20 protein-coding genes are annotated in these 14,915 nt (G+C 37.7%); 2 read left to right on the forward strand and 18 right to left on the reverse strand.

Annotation, left to right across the window (positions count from 1 at the left end; genetic code table 11):
* Window positions 1-43 precede the first annotated feature (43 nt).
* The 16 genes from DS745_RS25555 to DS745_RS23610 form a co-directional block, all read right to left on the reverse strand.
* Window positions 44-286 carry a TIGR04104 family putative zinc finger protein gene (locus DS745_RS25555; RefSeq protein ID WP_129080668.1) on the reverse strand — a complete coding sequence of 81 codons (243 nt, stop codon included), beginning with the start codon at window positions 284-286 and terminating at the stop codon, window positions 44-46.
* A 76-nt stretch (window positions 287-362) separates the two neighbouring features.
* Window positions 363-1,124 carry an SDR family oxidoreductase gene (locus tag DS745_RS23545; RefSeq protein ID WP_129080669.1) on the reverse strand — a complete coding sequence of 254 codons (762 nt, stop codon included), beginning with the start codon at window positions 1,122-1,124 and terminating at the stop codon, window positions 363-365.
* Between the two features lie 21 nt (window positions 1,125-1,145).
* Window positions 1,146-1,919: a GNAT family N-acetyltransferase gene (locus tag DS745_RS23550; RefSeq protein ID WP_129080670.1), complete on the reverse strand. Its 774-nt coding sequence runs from the start codon at window positions 1,917-1,919 to the stop codon at window positions 1,146-1,148.
* 12 nt (window positions 1,920-1,931) lie between these two features.
* On the reverse strand, window positions 1,932-2,306 hold the full coding sequence (locus tag DS745_RS23555; RefSeq protein WP_129080671.1) for a nuclear transport factor 2 family protein: 375 nt from the start codon (window positions 2,304-2,306) through the stop codon (window positions 1,932-1,934).
* 5 nt (window positions 2,307-2,311) lie between these two features.
* Entirely contained in the window at window positions 2,312-2,866 is a 555-nt protein-coding gene (locus tag DS745_RS23560) for a hypothetical protein (RefSeq protein WP_129080672.1), read from the reverse strand.
* A gap of 27 nt (window positions 2,867-2,893) precedes the next feature.
* Entirely contained in the window at window positions 2,894-3,694 is an 801-nt protein-coding gene (locus tag DS745_RS23565; RefSeq protein ID WP_129080673.1) for a hypothetical protein, read from the reverse strand.
* 3 nt (window positions 3,695-3,697) lie between these two features.
* Window positions 3,698-3,835 carry a hypothetical protein gene (locus DS745_RS24790; RefSeq protein WP_161568374.1) on the reverse strand — a complete coding sequence of 46 codons (138 nt, stop codon included), beginning with the start codon at window positions 3,833-3,835 and terminating at the stop codon, window positions 3,698-3,700.
* A gap of 5 nt (window positions 3,836-3,840) precedes the next feature.
* Window positions 3,841-4,329, reverse strand: coding sequence for an HIT family protein (locus DS745_RS23570; RefSeq protein WP_129080674.1), 489 nt, complete (start codon window positions 4,327-4,329; stop codon window positions 3,841-3,843).
* A 3-nt stretch (window positions 4,330-4,332) separates the two neighbouring features.
* On the reverse strand, window positions 4,333-5,211 hold the full coding sequence (locus tag DS745_RS23575; RefSeq protein ID WP_129080675.1) for a GNAT family N-acetyltransferase: 879 nt from the start codon (window positions 5,209-5,211) through the stop codon (window positions 4,333-4,335).
* On the reverse strand, window positions 5,199-5,540 hold the full coding sequence (locus DS745_RS23580) for a histidine triad nucleotide-binding protein (protein ID WP_129080676.1): 342 nt from the start codon (window positions 5,538-5,540) through the stop codon (window positions 5,199-5,201). Before DS745_RS23580 ends, DS745_RS23575 begins: the two co-directional genes overlap by 13 nt.
* A gap of 123 nt (window positions 5,541-5,663) precedes the next feature.
* Window positions 5,664-6,173: a hypothetical protein gene (locus tag DS745_RS23585; RefSeq protein ID WP_129080677.1), complete on the reverse strand. Its 510-nt coding sequence runs from the start codon at window positions 6,171-6,173 to the stop codon at window positions 5,664-5,666.
* 90 nt (window positions 6,174-6,263) lie between these two features.
* Entirely contained in the window at window positions 6,264-7,502 is a 1,239-nt protein-coding gene (gene fabF / locus DS745_RS23590; RefSeq protein WP_129080678.1) for a beta-ketoacyl-ACP synthase II, read from the reverse strand.
* A gap of 24 nt (window positions 7,503-7,526) precedes the next feature.
* Window positions 7,527-8,471, reverse strand: a complete 945-nt coding sequence (locus tag DS745_RS23595; RefSeq protein WP_129080679.1) for a beta-ketoacyl-ACP synthase III — start codon at window positions 8,469-8,471, stop codon at window positions 7,527-7,529.
* Window positions 8,472-8,616: 145 nt separating this feature from the next.
* Window positions 8,617-9,861 (reverse strand): L,D-transpeptidase family protein, encoded by a 1,245-nt coding sequence (locus DS745_RS23600; protein WP_129080680.1) that lies wholly within the window; start codon window positions 9,859-9,861, stop codon window positions 8,617-8,619.
* Between the two features lie 236 nt (window positions 9,862-10,097).
* A complete protein-coding gene (locus DS745_RS23605; RefSeq protein ID WP_129080681.1) occupies window positions 10,098-10,973 on the reverse strand; it encodes a radical SAM/SPASM domain-containing protein in 876 nt (291 codons plus the stop codon).
* 201 nt (window positions 10,974-11,174) lie between these two features.
* Window positions 11,175-11,702 (reverse strand): DUF420 domain-containing protein, encoded by a 528-nt coding sequence (locus DS745_RS23610; protein WP_241657921.1) that lies wholly within the window; start codon window positions 11,700-11,702, stop codon window positions 11,175-11,177.
* Between the two features lie 187 nt (window positions 11,703-11,889).
* Between DS745_RS23610 and DS745_RS25435 the strand changes: the two genes are divergently transcribed.
* Entirely contained in the window at window positions 11,890-12,018 is a 129-nt protein-coding gene (locus DS745_RS25435) for a hypothetical protein (RefSeq protein ID WP_277750950.1), read from the forward strand.
* 840 nt (window positions 12,019-12,858) lie between these two features.
* Here the strand turns inward: DS745_RS25435 and DS745_RS24795 are convergent.
* Window positions 12,859-12,999 (reverse strand): hypothetical protein, encoded by a 141-nt coding sequence (locus tag DS745_RS24795; RefSeq protein WP_161568375.1) that lies wholly within the window; start codon window positions 12,997-12,999, stop codon window positions 12,859-12,861.
* Window positions 13,000-13,140: 141 nt separating this feature from the next.
* On the opposite strand from DS745_RS24795, the gene DS745_RS23615 reads away from it, so the two are divergent.
* Window positions 13,141-13,398 (forward strand): hypothetical protein, encoded by a 258-nt coding sequence (locus DS745_RS23615; protein ID WP_196121307.1) that lies wholly within the window; start codon window positions 13,141-13,143, stop codon window positions 13,396-13,398.
* Window positions 13,399-13,439: 41 nt separating this feature from the next.
* Here DS745_RS23615 and DS745_RS23620 read toward each other — a convergent pair whose 3' ends face one another.
* On the reverse strand, window positions 13,440-14,909 hold the full coding sequence (locus tag DS745_RS23620) for a PAS domain-containing sensor histidine kinase (protein ID WP_129080682.1): 1,470 nt from the start codon (window positions 14,907-14,909) through the stop codon (window positions 13,440-13,442).
* Between the last annotated feature and the right edge of the window lie 6 nt (window positions 14,910-14,915).

A 14,915-nucleotide genomic window follows, 5' to 3' on the forward strand; every position in this document is an offset into this window, starting at 1 on the left:
AAATGGCTAATGTAGTTTTTCTCCAAACTAAAAGATAGAATTCTTAAAAAAGAGATTCTTCCTTATCAGTAAACTCATATAAATACGGAAATATTACAAAACCAATGACTAAAACAATCAAACTTATAAATGCACCTATTCCAATCGAAAAATTAAAAACATTAAGAAGTAAGAAAAGGAATACGACGACAATTGGTCCAACCAAACTCGTTTGCTTGCGTTTTTTCGCAGTTACATACTGCTTGGTCCTGCACTTAGGACATTTCTTAGCACCAACAAAGAACAAAAGCTCTCTTCATTTGAATTGGTACTTACATGAACTGCATGTCGGTAATTTCAATGGAATACGCTCCTTTCCCAATCTACCTTCTAAAACCACCTTCAGAATGGATAATTTGACCGGTAACCCACTCTGCTTCATCACTTACTAGAAATTTGATTGTTTTTGCTACATCTCTCGGATCACCAATTCTTCCAAAAGGAAACATTGGGAGTAGATCTTTTTTGATCTCTTCTGTCATCCAACCTGTATCTGTTGGACCAGGGTTTATCGCGTTTACTGTAATTCCTAAAGGAGCAACCTCCGCTGAAAGAGTCAACGTAAGCGCATCAATGGCTCCTTTGGTTGTCGCATAAGCAAGTTCACCTGGCATCGGCCCTCGAAACTGACCTGATGTGATATTGACAATCCTTCCACCGGTTCCCTTTGTAAAAGCCTTGGCAAATAGACTACTTACCAAAGTCGTGGCCCGAACATTAACAAAATAATGCTTATCCAAATCTTCAGCTGTGATCGTAGAAAAATCGTTATTCGTCGAATATGCTGCATTATTAATAAGTATATCAGGTTCACCTAGCTCTTCTATAACTGTGCGAATAAGGTTTTCTGCTGCATCCCTCTGAGTTAAGTCCAATTCCATGGACGCTACCTTAACTCCTTTTAATAATAGATTTTCTTTTATTCTTTGAGGCTCATCCACTTCTACACTCCAAGGCATTTGTTGGTCATAATTTGTCCAATAGGTAAAAAAGATATGATAGCCCGCTTTAGCTAGTTCCTCGCAAATCGCTGCTCCAATACCTTTTAAACGACTTACTCCTGTGACAATTGCAATCTTTCGCATTATATATTCCTCCAGGACATCTTACTTAAGACGAAAAAATAGTTCTGTTTTCTCTCCGATTTTTTTCAAGCCACATTTCTCGTACATTTCTTTCGCCGTATCTTGCGAATCTGTAATCAGATAAGCATATTCTATGTTATCATGATATGCCTTTTCTAATAAGTGTTTAAGAACTGTAGTACCAAAGCCTTTTCGTTGATACTCTTCTAAAATATCAAAGTCCTCTAATTTAACGATATCATCGAATGGAATGTATTCTATGTTACCAACAGGCCTGTCTTCGTGGTAACAAACAAACAATTGAATCGGTTTATCAAGACTTTTATATTCAAGAGCTTTTCTAGCAATCCTTCTTTTGGCAAAATCTACGCCCATTGCTTCTTGATTTGCTAACACATCAACTTTCATCCCATCGTCCAGTACGGTATTGTTATCAGCACACAAAACAGAACAATTAGGATTTCCCTGCATTTCACTGTATTTAACTGATTCGATATACATCAGATCAAAGGTAGAAATCTCAGGTTTTACTAAAAGCTCGCTAATCGCAGTTGCATTGGCGGTGTCGTGAGTAACTACCCGAAGAAACCCCTTATTCTTTACTTCTTCCTTCTTCAGTTCGTTATTTATGTATTCAATGAGGCCATCATTCGATGGATAAAGACTAAAATTATGATTATACATATCCGGCAAATGAACATCTGTAAACACAAGTGCACTTACTTCTTCCTTAACCTCAGAGAACAGTTTTACATATTCTACTTCCATCTGAAATATCTTTTCTAGAAGTGTCATCGTTTCCACCTCTTATTCTTTCACTATGTCACTTACTTGTAACGGAGTAATCGTTCCTTGGTGAAAATATAGTTGCCATCTACCGTCAATCATCTTCCAAATTGAACTTCGAAGTGTATTGCGATCGCGAGTTTCGTCACGAACAAAGTACGTTGATAACACTACTCCATCAGCTAACAGATAGATTTCATGGTTGTAGAGCTTCATCTCTGTTAAGACTACGCCACTTTCTAGGCATTCTGCTTTATTAAAAAAGTATCCTGAACTACCGATCTCAAAAAAATCGTCTGCTAAAATTTTATCAAGAAATTCAACTGACTCTCGGTTTACAAGAGTCGTATGACTTTCCTCTAGTTGTCTTATATGTTGTTTTAACTCACTACTCATAGATATCATCCTTTACTTTGATACTTGGATAAGAATTGGGCAATCATCTGAAACTCGTGAAATACTCTTTTCTTTCCTTGCTCTGTCTCGTGCCAATTCTCTTTGTTAAGACCTCTCTTATCAACTAGTGGTAAAACGTCAAGCACCATGTCCTCTTTGGCAAACGCAGTTGCAATTAGCAAGAAACGTTTCATAAAGAAGGTTTTTCCAGCCAACAAGACTTTTTTAGCCGATGTTTCAGCTAAGTGACTCATCGCGTGTTCGATAATCTCATTGGCTGAAGCTGCCTCCCCTTCTATCGGAAGGATAATCTCTTCAGGTATTCCCATTTCACTAAGAAGCTCTTTATGATAGGCGTATTCCTCTTCACCTAAAAATTTATTAAAGACTTTAGGGATCATAATTTTTTCAAAGCCTTCTTGTTGGTACAAAGCGACGATCTGTTCGTTTAATTCCATATAATGTCCTGGATGATAAAGAACTACATCTGCATGCGTAAAAGAATATTCTCTACCTTTGAACGTATGTTCCGCGAGTAACCTAGTAAATTGTTCATTCATTACATATCCCTCTTTCTGAGAGTTTGTTTAATCCGCTTCTTCAATTAACTGTTTTCTCTGGACTTCAAGCTTCTGCAATTCTTCCTCACGCTTGTTTCGTTGCATTTGTAATCTTCTAAGTACGCTATCAACGGAGGACTTTGTTCTTTCTACTTGTCTAAGCGAATCCGTAATTTTGCCGTGAACGGTCCAGTCAACAATTAACCCATCGAAGAAATAGTCAGCAAACGTTAGGATCCCACCTACTTCAAGTTCTATATGGTCATGATTGACGACATCTCTTAGCTCTTCTTGAAAATGACGTAAGCGTGTTTGTGCTTGATGAATATAACGCTTTGACTCATCAATATGACTATGCTTAATAGCCGTTGTCATCATCCCGCCTCCAACCATATCCCATGTAGACCAGCCTTTTGCTTTGCCTAATGAAGAAAGTGCTGTAGAAAGAGCACTTGAAGTAGGATTTCCAGCCTGAATTGCTTCTTGGTACTCTTGTAACGATGCCTTCAGCTCCGCCTGCCTATCTGAAAGCTCATACAACTGTTCACTCCAGATTGATTGTTGATCGTGAATCAGACGTTCTTTTTCTACTAATAACTGCTGGTAATATTGATCAGCACTCTTATAAGGTACTAGACTCGCTTCTAATTCTGTAATCTCCTGTTCCATTTCAGCCAACGTATCTACTGCTTCTTCATATTTCAACTGAGCAGCCAAAGCTTCTTGCTGTTCTTTATCTAGTTTCTCTAACTTCTTTCCGATCAGCGTATAAAACACATTGGTAAGAGAGATCCGCTCTAGTTTCTCCACATCCTCTTGTTCTTTCAATAACTACCGTTTCAACTGATTTACTTTCTGTTTTTGGTCTTTTAGATAGCGATACGCCCTAGACAAATGCTCACTGTACTTCCGCTTTTTCCATTGAGCTTCTTTCACTTCTTCAATACGTTTATTTAAGTCTGTAAACAAATGATTCACTCCTTATTTAGTGCCTTTGTTAATGATGAAATTGCTGCTCTTACATCTTCTAAGTTCTCTGCTGTATACATCTCATTTCTTGCATGGAGTAACACGGGCCTCACAGATTCAATGGAACGTCCAAACTTGTACATCCACTCGTACCTCGGGACCATCCACGTGTGAAAATGGTGGGTAGTATCCTCATTGTAAAAATAGTAAACGTACTCAATCCCTAAAACCTCTCGTTGGGCTTTACGTATTTTGACTAGCAACCTTTGATAATCAAGTAATTCCTCATCCGTTAGCTCGTCTAGGCATTTAACATGCCGCTTCGAGGCTAAAATAACTAACCCTTGAATTGGGTAGGCAACATCTTGATGCGCATGAAAAAACTCGGTCTCAACAATGGTTCCTCCGTCTGGTTCCATTTCTCCACTTGTAATTGCACAGCTCAGACATTCGAATTCTACTGTTTCCCCATTAGCCAGCGTAGTTTTTTTCAACCATTATTCACCCAGCTTTCCTTGATAAAAGACAAGTTCATGAACTTTCGTAAAACCAACTTTTTCATAAACGTGAATGGCTGCCTGATTACTAGAGTTTACACATAACGTGATCTCCTCAATCTCCTCAAATGAAAACAGAAATGTTAATGCCTTGTTCACTAGTTTTTTCCCAATCCCTAACCCTCTTGAAGAAGGCGTAACTGCAATAAAATGAATATCTCCTCCTGAAAATTGAGGATTGGCCTCACAGTAAACATACCCGAGTAGCTCGTTCTGATCATGTGCTACAAAGACTTTATGATGATCATCTATCTTACTTAAGATTTCCTCGCTAGTTTCATAAGCATTTGGAAACGATCCATCATGTAACTCTCGAAAACTCTCATAATACTCTGGAGTGACTTCGACTATGCCCGCTTCATCTATTTGACCTTTTTTATGACAAGTTAAAATCGTATGCTCATCTTTCCGGATAGCACCAATCTTCTCCATAAATAGCTGAGAGTTCTTATTTTCTTTATTATAAAAACCAAGTACTTGCGTTAACGAGATAGGTATTTGGTTCATGATGTCGTTATACATCAACGTCGCAATCTTTTCGCAATCCTCATGGACGACAAAAGGGCCCCATAACTCGGTAACTTTTGACTCCCTGTCTATATCCATTCCAAGCACTCCTACAAGCTCATCACCTTCATAGGCTGCTACAAGTGATTGCTCCAGCGGCAAATCGGAAAAATCATGTAACAATGTATGTAAGATCTCTTCCTGATCATCGCCGCAATAACCAACATGATCTTCTCCATGATTAACTTTAGCAATAAACGAGGCAATCAATGGATAGTTATCTGGGACTTTTATTGTAATTACATTTCCCACTTTAGCTGTCTACCTCCAAGAATGTGGTAATGAATATGATAGACCTCTTGTTGCCCATGCTCACCGGTATTTGTTATAATTCTGAAACCAGTTTGGTCAATGCCCAGTTTTATCGCGACTTCCTTCATCGCCAAGTGCGTTTGAAAAATTGCTTTTTCATCTTCTTCCGTAATATCCATAATATTTTCAATATGCTTTTTCGGAATGACTAACGCGTGAACAGGTGCACTGAAATGCAATCCGTAAAAAGCCATTGCATCTTCGTTTTCATAGATAATTTCAGCTGGAGCCTCACGTTTAACAATCTTGCAAAATATACAATCCGACATAATAACCTCCAAGACTTTCATACTTATAAATCTACTTTACCACCACCAGCTATGAAAATACATATTTTTCCTAACAGTAGTTGTAATCACACATTCTCCAATTAAAACCTAACAAGGCCACTTTCATTTAAGAACTACATATCCCACTAGATAGCTCACCACGAAAAAGGTGGCTGCAACGAGAATAGACAATGGCTTTATTTGCTTAATTCCATCCCAATATGAAGTATCATCATAGAAGATCGTCAAATTCATAAAACATAGTACAATGATAGCCAGCACTACGCTTCCTAACAGCATGCTCCCTTCGACAATCTTCGTTATCCCTATTGATACTAATGGAATGAAAACTCCTAAAATAAATTCATGTAACACTCTGGAACGTTTACTTTTGTACGGTTTGTATGGCAAAAGGGGAATACCCATTTTCAGAAGGTAATAAAAAAAGACGGTAATTGCTCCGAACATAAATAGAGAGTATTCTCTTGGCAAGAGTGTAAGAATGGAACTGAAAAGAATTGAAATGTACACTACACCTACTACGAACAAAAACCAAATTCCATAAACTCCCGAGTTTTCCCTTTCTCTTCCCTTTTTCCACTTTTCGTAAATTGCAACGATCTTCTCTTCCAAGAAACATCGCCTCCCTTTTAAATTTTACCATATCCTGCCACACAAAAAAATTAAGGACTAATCCATTTTAGAATTAGTCCTTAATTTTTTTTATTGATATTTTCTAAACGCCAACGTTGCATTATGCCCGCCAAATCCTAATGAGTTGGAGAGAACTACATTAACTTCACCTGAACGTGCCTGATTTGGCACATAATCTAAATCAAGCTCTTCGTCCGGTGTTGTGTAGCCTATCGTCGCTGGAAAAATGCTGTCTCGTATCGCTAGGACAGAGAAGATTGCCTCGATTGCTCCAGCTGCACCAAGTAAATGTCCTGTCATCGATTTGGTGGAACTAATCGCTAGTTTATAGGCATGTTCACCAAACACTTCCTTAATCGCTTTTGTCTCGTATAAGTCATTATAGTGAGTACTCGTACCGTGAGCGTTAATATAATCCACTTCCTGAGGTGAGATAGATGCATCAGACATAGCCAATTTCATCGCTCGTTGACCTCCTTCTCCGTCTGGAGCTGGCGTGGTAATATGATAGGCATCGCCTGTTGCCCCGTAGCCAACTAATTCTCCGTAAATTTTAGCACCACGTGCCAACGCATGCTCTAATTCTTCCAATATAAGGATTCCCGCTCCCTCCGCAATGACAAATCCATCCCGGTTTTTATCAAACGGGCGACTAGCAGTCTTTGGATCTGGGTTCGTCGATAACGCTGTCATATTAGAGAAGCCAGCAACCGTCATCTCTGTAATCGCCGCCTCAGTTCCGCCAGTAACCATCATATCCATATCACCATTTTGAATTGTTCGAAACGCATCACCAATTGAATTTGCCCCTGAAGCACATGCTGTCACAGAACAATTATTCATTCCCTTAGCACCAAGTTCAATTGACACCCGCCCCGAAGCCATATCTGGAATAAACATAGGTATAATAAAAGGACTCACACGTTTAGGTCCTTTTTCTAGAAACTTTTTATGTTGCTCCTCAAACTCACCTAGACCACCAATACCTGATCCAATCCAAACACCAATCCTTTCAGCAGCAACATCCTCACCAATTTTCAGATTAGCGTCCTCTACTGCCATTTTACTAGCAGCTATCGCTAACTGAGTATAGCGCCCCATTCTCCGTGCTTCTTTAGGATCCATAAATTTTTCAGGAGCAAAGTCCTTCACTTCAGCAGAGACCTTTACTGTAAACTTTTCTGCGTCGACCCGTGTCAGTTGATCAATTCCAGAAACATTATTTTTTATGTTCTCCCACGTTGTTGACACATCATTTCCTAAAGGTGTTATCGCACCCATACCAGTAATAACTACTCGTTTTTTCATCTTTTATTCTCCTCTCAAAATAAATTATCGTCCCCATCGTAAGCAAATCGAACCCCAGGTTAAACCACCACCAAAGCCAACCAAAACAATAACATCACCATCATGAATTTTGCCATTTTCAATTTCTGAAAATAACGCTAATGGTATAGAGGCTGCAGAGGTATTTCCATGATTTGTTACTGTTGTTGAGACTTTGTCTTTTTCCAAACCGAGTCTGGCTCTTGCTGTATCTATAATGCGAATGTTCGCTTGGTGTGGCACAAGAAAATCGACATCCTCTGCTGTCAGTCCTGCCTTTTCAATCACTGACAAGCTCGTTTCAGGCATTTGCCGAACTGCAAACTTAAACACTTCTCTTCCATTCATTGTGACAAAATTTGTTTTATTATCGACCAATAAATGTTTTGCTCCAGTTCCATCAGCACCGATTTCAAAGGCAAGGATCCCTTTCCCCTCTGACACCTCGCTTAATATCACTGCGCCAGCTCCGTCACCGAATAACACAGACGTATTGCGGTCATTCCAATCAATAATTTTAGAAAATTTCTCACTACCAATCACTAACACATTTTTATATGTATTTGAATCAATAAACTGTTTACCCGTTACAACAGCATAAACAAATCCTGAGCAAGCTGCACTTAGATCCATCGCTGGTACGTTTGGAATACCCAACCCTTCCTGAACCATGCAGGCAACCGATGGGAAAACATAGTCAGGTGTTGCCGTTGCCACTAAGATTAAATCTATATCACTAGCATCCATATCAGCGTTTAGTAACGCATTTTTTGCCGCAACAATCGCCATATCTGAAGTATCTATATCGTCTGAAGCAATCCGTCGCTCCTCTATTCCAGTCCGAGATCTAATCCACTCATCTGTTGTCTCCATAATCTCCTCTAAATCTCGATTAGCTACAACATTTGATGGTAAACATGTCCCAATACCAACAATGCCTACGCACTTCATTTCATCACCTTAACCTTTTCACTTATGACTAGGTCATAACATCTACTATATATAATACCTTAAATAAAGTGAAAATCAAACTACTTGATATTATTAAATAAAAAGGCACAATTCGTTTGTAACGAATCGTGCCAACAATTTTATTCTACTTACTGACAATCTCCACAGTCGTCTGCATCGGTACATTTTGATAGATCCATAGAATATCAGAATTGTACATTCGAATACAGCCTTTACTAGCATAAGTTCCAATTGAGGCTGGATTATTTGTCCCATGGATACCGTATGTATAGCCTTTTGTACCAGGAACATTTAAGCCGAGCCAATGGCTTCCTAGTGGATTACGTGGATCTCCGCCAGGTATATTTTCCGGGTTAAACCAAGGTTTTTCTACTTTGTTTACAATTTTAAATGTACCTTCAGGTGTAAGCGAAGAACTTTTTCCGGTCGCAATTGGAAAACTCTTGATCACTACTCCATTTCGAAAAACGGTTAACGTATTTGTGCCTTTATTAATTTTCAGACTGTACGTCTCTTTTGGCTCTACTTTTACAATTGATAGATTTGGTATCTTGAGAACCATCCCAACTTTTACATCTGTTGCAGGATTTTTAATCCCATTATAGGATGCTAAATGTTCTTGGAATTTCCCCTGCTGGTAATATTGCATCGTAATGCTAAAGAGAGTTTCACCTTGCTTCACTTGATGAAAAGCAAGGATTGCAGGATCAGGAAGTTCTAGCTTCATCCCTGCTTTCACTTCTGTTTCTGGATTGCTGATACCATTGAAATCTGCAACTTTTCCTTGAAAACTACCACTCAGATAGTATTGCATCGTTATACTAAAAAGAGTTTCTTTTGGTTGTACTTCATGAACGGCTACTCGATTAGCAGCTGCTTGAACTGGCTTATCTTCAACCTCTGACTTTTTTTCACTCACCATAATTACTTGTTCAACCACCGGTTCTTCATCAACCACTTTCTCAATTACCGGTTCTTGTTTTTTAGGCTCTAACTTTACTTCTAAAACCTTAGCCTCTGTAACTTTCTTCTCTTCCTTTTGACTATGTACAAGCTTCTCTTCTTTTCCTTGTTCAATTTCACTACTAGGTTCCTCAATCGTCTCTACTAATATCAAAGTCTCTGGAACTGGATAATGTATTTCCTCAACGACAGGTGCATTACTCTCTTCAAGCAATTCTTCTTGCGACTGAACTGAATGCACAAAACTAGGTTTTATAAAACTTAAATAGTTACTTGAGAAAACTCCTAGACTATAAACAATACCAACCATTAATAGGATAGGTAAGAATAATCGTCTCCCGTTAGGCTTCTTCTTTCTTTTTTTCCTTGGTGTATAACCTTGCTGTGACTGATCTTGCTTTGACAACTTTTTCTCACCCTTTTATTAAAATTTCGCAAAATATATAGCAATTATTTCACATTCACCCAGAAATTTCTTCGTTTTTTGACAAAATAGGACTACAAAAAAAGAAAACACACCTTAATCTCTAGAAATAGATAGCTACCACTAGCAAAGTCACTACTTATTTCACATAACTTAATAAGGACTATGGACATGCTTTTATACACAAAAAAAATACCCCGCTACGAGGTATTTTCATATTATCCAAAACGTTTGCGATAACCGCATTTTCTACACAATTCTTCTACCGCTTCTCTTCTAGAGAACCCATCATAAAGTTTATTGGCACGGTCACCTTCAACGATATCCGAAAAAGAAGTTTCATACACATTACCAAGGTTAATGACTCCTTCTCCATCAAGACAACAAGGTACAACGGTCCCGTTCGTTAAGATCGCTGCCTGACTACGAAGGCCGTGACAGAAGCCTTTGCCTTCGTCTTCCTCTTCATGAAGAGCTGGCCATTTGAACTCATAATCTTGATTTATATAGATTCGGTCAGCAATTTTTAAACCACTACCAGGAGTTACTCTTTCCTCGATCTGATAGTCTAGGTTAAACTCTTCCTCTATAATTGCTAGGGCCTCACGGTTTCTACTTCTCTCTAAATTCGTTGCATTGTCTTGATCTAAATTCCATAACCGAAGTGAGACAATCATATTGCTACTATCAACAGCTTCTCTTGCAAAACCTAGAACAGTAGTAATGTATTCCAATCGATTTGTAGAGCCTGGGTGACCATCAAAGCTATGCAAGGAGAAATTCATCTGACGAATAGCTGGCTTTCCAAAAATCTTGTGCTTCGCTTTTTTCAATAGGGTCCCATTTGTCGTAATGTTGACTTTAAAACCTTTTTCATGGCTTATATCTAACAGCTGGTCAATTTTGGGGTGTAACAGTGGTTCACCTTTTACATGTAAGTAGATATATTTAGTATGAGGCTTTATTTGATCTAAAATAGTAGTGAATTGTTCAATAGAAATAAACTGTTTCGCACGTTCTGTCGGTGGGCAAAAACTACAGGCCAAATTACATATGCTTGTAATCTCTACATAAACCTTTTTAAAAGTTTTCATTAGGGATATATTCTCCTTGAAAATTATTTCATACTTATGAATAATACCCTATTCCCACCAGAAATTGAAGTGATAACTATTGGTAGCCTAGTAATATCCACTGAAGCGACCCACTTTTATTTCATGGCCTGATCTAATTAGTCGTTACAAAATAAAAAAGGTATCAAAAAACGCATGGAAATTTCCATGCGTCTACAAAAATTAATAATATGGTGAAATTAATACATACACAAGGACTCCAGTAAAAGCAACGTACAACCATAAAGGCATTGTCCAACGCGCGATTTTACGATGCTTTTCATCCTGTCGATTTAGTCCCCGGGCTAATGTTACAAGCGCTAAAGGAACAATCGCAGCAGCTAAAACAATATGTGTAATTAAAATAAAGTAGTAAAACGACTTTATCATACCTTCCCCACCAAAAGTCGTCGCTTCCGATAATGCATGGTGGCCAACGTACGTGACCAAAAACAATGCAGTCGTAGTAAACGCAGCATAGATAAACTTACTATGAAGCGAGATGTTCTTTTTCTTAATCGCCCATAATGCTCCAACTAAAAATAAAAAAGTAAAAGAATTTAGAATTGCATTAATTAACGGTAAAATCTTCACGTCAAAACCAGGATCAATATCTAGTCTTGGCATACCAGACAAAACAACAACTAGTCCATTAATAATAATCGTTAAAATAATAATCGCTGGTGTATAATTTCGTACTTTTCTTTCCACAGCATGTCCTCCATTCGTTCATGTACGTTTCGATCATACTATTTGTTTCACTAAAAAATCAAATGATATACCACTAAATTCGACAACATTATTAGTCTGAATAAGACAAAGATAGTCAAAGGTTTCGACAAGGTTGTAAAAGAATTTATATAGAGACACTAGAATAGACACAAAGGAGTTTTGCAAAATGAGAACTGAACGTAGAAATGATTGGAAAACACATTGGAAGAAGTACAAGCACCTTTATAAAGGAAATCGAATCGAAAGACGAAATAAATGGCGTATTAAATGGGAAAATCGTTATAAAGCAAGTTAACCTACCATCCCTTTGGATGATAAATATGATGAGAGAAGAGGCTGGCTCAAAAGGTCATTGAAAAATGACTTTTAGGTCAGCCTCTTCTTGTTTATTAATAAATTTTTTAATTTCTAGACTTCTATTTCATTTTAGTAATTATGGCCAGCACACATATTTTTGAAAGGCCTCTTAAAGAAATCAATGAAACTTTCAATTAGGCTTGATTAGTCCCAAAACAGGTACTACTACAATTTTCCGCTGTCTATACTTCTTAATTCCATTAGAACCTTTCTTCTCGTCCTCCCAACCATTAGGGCTCATAGAACACTTCTATGGTACCTTTCTTCGCGTTCCCCCAACCGTTAGGGCTCATAGAACACCTCTATGGAACCTTTTTTCGCGTTCTCCTAACCGTCAGGGCTCACAGAACACTTCTATGGTACCTTTCTTCGCGTCCTCTCAACCAGTAGGGCTCATAGAACACTTCTATGGTACCTTTCTTCGTGTCCTCTCAACCAGTAGGGCTCATAGAACACTTCTATGGTACCTTTCTTCTCTCTCTCACACCCGTTAGGGCTCATAGTGGAACCCACCACATATCTCAGATTTGGAATCGGTTGATTGTTCGAAAATCGGGTTTTGATTACCTGAGTGCCACATAAAATATTTGTTATATCCATAGGTAGAACTAGTTGTCCAGAAGCGCTAAAATTAAACCCATAAGAGATCGTCCCTATCGGTTGTTTTGTTGTGGTGACTTAACTATACCTATACCAAAAAAGGACGAATTCTTATTCTTTTAATGCTCAAAAAAGAGTGTCCATAAGCTATGGCTTTTGGGACACCCTCTTTTCTTCATTACTTCTCTAATTCATCAATCTTTATATTTTCAACCTCTGAATCCATCGGTACGTACCCATACCCAGTTTCACTGATTTCAATATTATGTGGATCCTTTTTAATCTCTTCGTTTTTCTCAGTTTGTGTTTTTTTGTCCATTTTCACACCTCAATTATGTTTATCAATTACATTATTCCTTTAAGAATATTTCTTATTCTTTAGTTAAGTTGTCACGATTTTCTAAAAAATTGAATAATCTGTCCTAGGAGAGTTATTCCGTCTCAATAGGAGGTGATTTATTTGCCAAAATTTCGAAGAAAACCGCTTGTTGTTGAAGCAGTCAAAATTACAAGCCCTATTACCATAGATACTGCTGAAGGGAAAATGACTGGTAAAACAGGAGACTACCTCATTACCCAGGCCGATGGCGCTCAATATCCCTGTAACTCAGAAACCTTTGAACAAATGTATGAGCCCGTGAAATCCTATAATGATGCTAAGAAGTATATGTATCGGATTCTTAGAAAACTAAAAAGAAAATTAATTACCGGGTCATAGCAAAACCCCCTGAAGATTTTTTCTTCAGGGGGTTTTGATGACTATGACTTAGAAAGCGGAAGCTCAATGATGAACTTCGTCCCAACATTTACTTCACTCTCTACTTTTACAGTCCCTTTATGATCAGCAACAATCTTAAAACAAACCATTAAGCCCAAACCGTTCCCTGATTCTTTTGTAGAGAAGAACGGTTCGCCTAGTTTTTCTAGCTTTTCTTTTGGAATTCCGACTCCTTGATCTTGAAATTCAATTACAACATAATTATCTTTTCGTTTTGAACGAATTGTTAGTTCACCGCCATTTGGCATTGCTTCTATGGCGTTTTTAATTAGGTTTAAGAATACCTGCTTTAATTGGTTTTCATCACATTGAACGATTAGTTCATCTAGTTCGAGATCAGTATGAATACTTACTTTTTTAAATTTGGCCTCTGTTTTTAAGAACGTAATTGTTTGAGTAAGAACGGCGTTTATATTTTTACTATTAAATTTTAATACTTTCGGTTTCGCTAAAAGCATAAACTCGCTAACAATAAAATCAATACGCTCTATCTCATCTAAAAGGATATCAAAATACTGTTGCTTTTCTTCCTCTGAAGTTTCATCCTTTAAAAATTCCGTATATCCTCTTAATGATGTTAGTGGGTTACGGATTTCATGGGCAACCCCAGCAGCTAACTCTCCAATAAGTGCAAGCTTTTCTGAACGTAAGATCATCTCTTCGACTTTCTTCCTGTCTGTAATGTCTTTACGAATAGCAACATATTGGTATGGCTTTCCTTTTTCATTTAAAAAAGGAACAATCGTAGTGTCTACCCAATACTCTTTACCTTCTTTTGTAAGGTTTTTAATTTCACCTTTCCAAATTTGGCCAGCTCCAATTTTTTTCCACATTTCTTTAAAGAAAGTTTTTGGATGGTGACTTGAATTTAAAAGTCGGTGATCTTGACCGATCAGTTCATCACGATTGTATTTAGAAATTTCACAAAATGTATCGTTAACGTACGTAATAATTCCTTTTTCATCTGTAATAGCTAAGATGGAAGATGCATCTAATGCATGTTTTATGTCAGCCAGTTCTTTATTAGAACTAGCTAGTGCTTTTAACGTGTTTTTAAGATTTTCTTCTGTTGCCTTACGGTCAGTGATATCTATTCGAATAGAAATATATTGGTATGGTTTTCCTTGATCATCTAAGAACGGAACAATCGTCGTATGAACCCAATAATACGACCCATCTTTCGCTTTGTTCCTTATTTCACCGGTCCAAACCACTCCTGATCGTATCGTTCTATACATATCAACAAAAAATTGTTTTGGATGGTATCCAGAATTAAGTATTCTATGATCCTGACCTAACAATTCTTCACGCTCATATTTAGAAATGGTACAAAATTTATCATTCACATAAATAATTTTGCCATGTTGGTCTGTAATCCCAATAATCGTCGTTGCATCTAAAGCATACTTAATATCCGTGGCAAAACTATTAAGAGAATTTCTCGTTTCCATTTAGTT

It is taken from the genome of Anaerobacillus alkaliphilus (assembly GCF_004116265.1).
GTDB classification, from domain to species: Bacteria; Bacillota; Bacilli; order Bacillales; family Anaerobacillaceae; genus Anaerobacillus; species Anaerobacillus alkaliphilus.